The organism is Streptomyces sp. NPDC058964, assembly GCF_042741275.1.
GTDB lineage: Bacteria > Actinomycetota > Actinomycetes > Streptomycetales > Streptomycetaceae > Streptomyces.
Genome location: NZ_JBHYKH010000646.1, coordinates 1 through 4,499, shown reverse-complemented (window position 1 = coordinate 4,499; position 4,499 = coordinate 1). Strand labels below are relative to the sequence as shown.

3 protein-coding genes and 1 pseudogene are annotated in these 4,499 nt (G+C 71.5%); 3 read left to right on the top strand and 1 reads right to left on the bottom strand.

All coding sequences use genetic code 11. From position 1 onward, the window contains the following. Positions 1–475 (bottom strand): annotated as a pseudogene (locus ACFW2E_RS42190) (protein kinase); the annotation flags it as partial. 317 nt (positions 476–792) lie between these two features. Here ACFW2E_RS42190 and ACFW2E_RS42185 point away from each other — a divergent pair. From ACFW2E_RS42185 to ACFW2E_RS42175, 3 genes are all read left to right on the top strand, one after another. Beyond that, the gene (locus ACFW2E_RS42185) at positions 793–2,556 is read left to right on the top strand and encodes an enoyl-CoA hydratase-related protein (RefSeq protein WP_384476067.1); all 1,764 of its coding nucleotides are present in this window, start codon (positions 793–795) and stop codon (positions 2,554–2,556) included. 65 nt (positions 2,557–2,621) lie between these two features. Next, a complete protein-coding gene (locus ACFW2E_RS42180) occupies positions 2,622–3,710 on the top strand; it encodes a hydrogenase expression protein HypE (RefSeq protein WP_384476064.1) in 1,089 nt (362 codons plus the stop codon). 73 nt (positions 3,711–3,783) lie between these two features. Further along, the coding region (locus tag ACFW2E_RS42175; protein ID WP_384476061.1) for a nickel-dependent hydrogenase large subunit at positions 3,784–4,499 on the top strand (716 nt) is incomplete at its 3' end.

Sequence of the window (4,499 nt, the reverse complement as noted above, 5' to 3'; positions counted from 1 at the left end):
TCAACGGGTTGGGCGACAACCCGGGGCTGCCTTGCGGGTTTTGCCGCCGGCGCCGCGGGTCCGGGTGGCGTTCCCGCGGGCCCGTGATCACCGGGGGGGCGCCGCCCTGGCCCGCGGGGGGGGCCGCGTCTATTCGGGTGCGCTGCGCCGTCAGCTCGGCCCGCAGGGCCGTCAGGGCGTGCTCCAGCGCGATGCCCGCGGGCGTTCCGGCGGTCTGCGGTTGCTGCGGGCCCGGTACGACGACGTGGGGATGCGCGAGCTGCTGGGCGGCGGCCGGGATGCGCCGTGCCGCGAGATGCTCGATCTCGGCGGTGAACGCCTGCTGCGCGCTTTCCAGTCGGGCCCGTGTCTCGGTCAACTCGGCTCGCAGCGCCGCCTTCTGGCGCCGGGACCGCAGCAGACCGCCGCCGAGCGCGAGCGCGGACAGCGTTCCGGCGGCGAGACCGCCGGCCGCCAGGTCCGGTAGTTCGATCATCGAAAGGGCTTCCAGGGAAGTCGGGCGGGGGAGGGCAGGGGGAGTCCATGGCGCTCACTGAAAGCGCTCGGAGCACAGTACACACCGTCATCGACCGACCTCGCACGGTCGGAGAAGAACTCGCTCCGAATCTGCGCTGAATCTGTTCGCTTCTGTGTCGACTGTCTGAATTGCCATGTCCACACGGCCGGGTGGCGGCGTCGGCCCCGCTTTCGGGTGACCCCGCCGCTTGTCTGCCTGGGCACCGGCCGCCGGTGGCGCAGCATCGCAGTCGGCCGGGCACGACTGCCCGGTGCGTCGTCCGCCGGGAGTACGCCGTGCACATCCTGCTCGTGGCCAGCGCCTTCAACAGCCTCACCCAACGCGTCCACGCCGAGCTGCGCGACCGCGGTCACGTCGTGGCGGTCGAACTCGCGCTGCCGGGCCACTCCCTGGCGGAGGCCGTCGCGCGGCACGACCCGCAGCTGATCCTCGCCCCGATGCTGAGAACGGCGATTCCCCGCGAGGTGTGGTCCGCCCGGCCCTGTTTCGTCGTGCACCCGGGACCGGCCGGGGACCGGGGTCCCTCCTCGCTCGACCGGGCCGTCCAGGAGGGCGCCGGCCAGTGGGGAGTGACGGTTCTCCAGGCGGTGGAGGAGATGGACGCCGGTGACGTGTGGGCGACCGTACGGTGCCCGGTCCCGCCGGTGTCCAAGAGCGACCTGTACCGGGGCGAGATCGCCGACGCCGCGCTGGCGGCCGTCCTGCTCGCCGTGGACCGCTTCGCCTCCGGGAGCCACACCCCGCTGACGCAGGGCGCCGGTCGGGCCCGTCCGTACCTCGACCAGAGCCTGCGGCGCATCGACTGGTCCGCGGACTCCACCGACACCGTCCTGCGCAAACTCCGGGCGGCGGATTCACAGCCCGGCGTCCTCGACACCCTGCTCGGCGACGAGTGGTACCTGCACGGCGGCCATCCCGAGGACGGCCTGCGCGGCGCTCCGGGCGCCCTGCTCGCCACCCGCGCCGGGGCGATCTGCCGGGCCACGAAGGACGGTGCCGTGTGGATCCCGGAGCTCCGGCACCGGCGCGGTCCCGGACGGCCGCGCGCCTTCCGGCTGCCCGCGGTGACCGCCCTCGGCGACCGCCTGCCACCCCTGCCGGAACTCCCCGCACCGCCCGCCTGCGCCGCACAGACCTGGACGGACATCCGCTACCGGGAGGCCGGGAGCGTCGGATTCCTGTCCTTCTCCTTCCCCGGCGGCGCCATGAGCACCACCCAGTGCCGACGCCTGCTCGCCGCGTACCGCGGGGCGTGCGCACGCCCGACCACCGTGCTGGTGCTGGGCGGGCAGCGGGACTTCTTCTCCAACGGCATCCACCTGGGCGTCATCGAGGCCGCCGCCGACCCCGCCGCGGAGTCCTGGGCGAACATCAACGCCATCGACGACCTGGTCGAGGCGGTCCTGACCACCACCGACCGGCTCGTGGTCTCGGCCGCCGGCGGCAACGCGGCGGCGGGCGGCGTGATGCTCGCCCTGGCGGCCGACGAGGTGTGGTGCCGCGCCGGGTCGGTGCTCAACCCGCACTACCGGCTCATGGGCCTGTACGGCTCCGAGTACTGGACGTACACGCTGCCCCGCCGGGTCGGCGCGGCCACGGCGGGCCGGCTCATGAGCGAGGCCCTGCCGGTGACCGCCACGAGCGCCGCACGCCTGGGCCTCGTCGACCGCGTCGTCGACTGCGGTCCCGGGGACTTCGCCGCCGAGGTGGGCGCGCTGGCCGCCCGGCTGGCCGCGCTGCCCGGCACGGCCTCCCGGATCGCGGCGAAGAAGGAGTCGCTGGACCGTCAGGAGAGCACCGAGCCCCTCGCCGCGTTCCGGGAGCGCGAGCTGGCCCGGATGCGCCGCACCTTCGACGACCCCCGGGCCCCGTACCACGCGCTGCGCCGCGCGTTCGTCCGCAAGGAGCACCCCGCCGGAACACCGCCGCACCTCGCCGCAGGCACCGGCGCGCGGGGCGCCGTCGGACCGGACGCGTCCGGGGCCCGTGTCACCGGAACGGACGCAACCAGCGTCACGTCTCGGCCTGCCGGCTGGTAGCAAGAAATACAGAAAAGCATCGAAATACCTGATTTCATCTCATACCTCCCCAAGGAGGCGGTCCCATGACACCGGCGACGCCCGACACGGCCGGCACGACGCAAACCGCTGGTAAGCCCGCCGACGAGACGCCCACGATCCACATTCTCTGGATCAACGCCGGACTGAGCTGCGACGGCGACTCGGTCGCGCTCACGGCCGCGATGCAGCCGAGCATCGAGCAGATCGCGCTCGGCGTGCTGCCGGGGCTGCCGAAGATCGAAGTCCACTGGCCCCTGATCGACTTCGAATGCGGGCCGGTCGGCGGTGCCGACACGTTCATCGAGTGGTTCTTCAAGGGTGAGCGCGGCGAGATCGACCCCTTCGTGCTGGTCGTCGAGGGGTCCATCCCCAACGAGGCGATCAAGCCCGAGGGGTACTGGTGCGGCTTCGGCGACGATCCCGCCACCGGCCAGCCGATCACCACCAGCGAGTGGATCGACCGGCTCGCTCCCAAGGCCCTGGCCGTCGTCGCCATCGGCACCTGCGCCACCTACGGCGGCATGCACGCCATGCAGGGCAACCCGACCGGCGCCATGGGCGTGCCCGACTACCTCGGCTGGGACTGGAAGTCCAAGGCCGGCATCCCCATCGTGTGCGTCCCGGGCTGTCCGATCCAGCCCGACAACTTCGCCGAGACACTCACGTACCTGCTCTACCAGGCGGCCGGCTCGGCCCCGATGATCCCGCTGGACGACAAGCTCCGCCCCTCCTGGCTGTTCGGTGCCACCGTGCACGAGGGCTGCGACCGCGCCGGCTACTACGAGCAGGGCGACTTCGCCTCGACGTACGACTCGCCCAAGTGCTCGGTCAAGCTGGGCTGCTGGGGCCCGGTCGTCAAGTGCAACGTGCCCAAGCGGGGCTGGATGAACGGCATCGGCGGCTGCCCGAACGTCGGCGGCATCTGCATCGCCTGCACCATGCCCGGCTTCCCGGACAAGTTCATGCCCTTCATGGAGCAGCCCCCCGGCGCGACCCTCTCCACCACGGCGAGCGGCGCCTACGGCGCCGTGATCCGCAAGCTGCGCTCCGTCACCCTCCACACCGTCGACAAGGAGCCGAAGTGGCGCCACAAGGGCCGCAAGCTCACCACCGGATACCGGCGTCCGTGGTGAACGCCCGACGCGCCTGAACCCGCCTCCGCCCTCCTCCCGACCCCCCCGTCACACGAAGGACAGCACACAGACCATGACCCCGAAGACCAAGGCGGCCGGCGACGGCAGCGGCCTGATGGAGATGTCCTGGGACCCGATCACCCGGATCGTGGGCAGCCTGGGCATCCATACGAAGATCGACTTCAAGCAGAAGCGGGTCGCCGAGTGCTACAGCACCTCGTCGGTCTTCCGCGGCTACAGCGTCTTCATGCGCGGCAAGGACCCACGCGACGCCCATTTCATCACCAGCCGCATCTGCGGCATCTGCGGCGACAACCACGCGACCTGCTCGGTGTACGCGCAGAACATGGCCTACGGCGTGAAGCCCCCGCACCTCGGCGAGTGGGTCATCAACCTCGGCGAGGCGGCCGAGTACATGTTCGACCACAACATCTTCCAGGAGAACCTGGTCGGGGTCGACTACTGCGAGAAGATGGTCAAGGAGACGAACCCCGGCGTCCTCGAACTCGCCGAGCGCACCGAGGCCCCGCACGCCGGGGAGCACGGCTACCGCACCATCGCCGACATCATGCGGTCCCTGAACCCCCTCGAGGGCGAGTTCTACCGCGAGGCGCTCCAGGTCAGCCGCTACACCCGCGAGATGTTCTGCCTGATGGAGGGCCGCCATGTGCATCCCTCCACGCTGTACCCGGGCGGCGGCGGCCCCAACGCCGCCGAACAGCGCGTCACGGACAAACACACCCGGCTGATGCGCTCAGTGGAGTTCAGTAAGAGGGTGGTCCCGCGCCA

What these genes read in the sequence shown, in the direction of transcription:
- ACFW2E_RS42180 (WP_384476064.1), top strand. Translation starts at nt 2,622, where the DNA reads ATGACACCGGCGACGCCCGACACGGCCGGCACGACGCAAACCGCTGGT.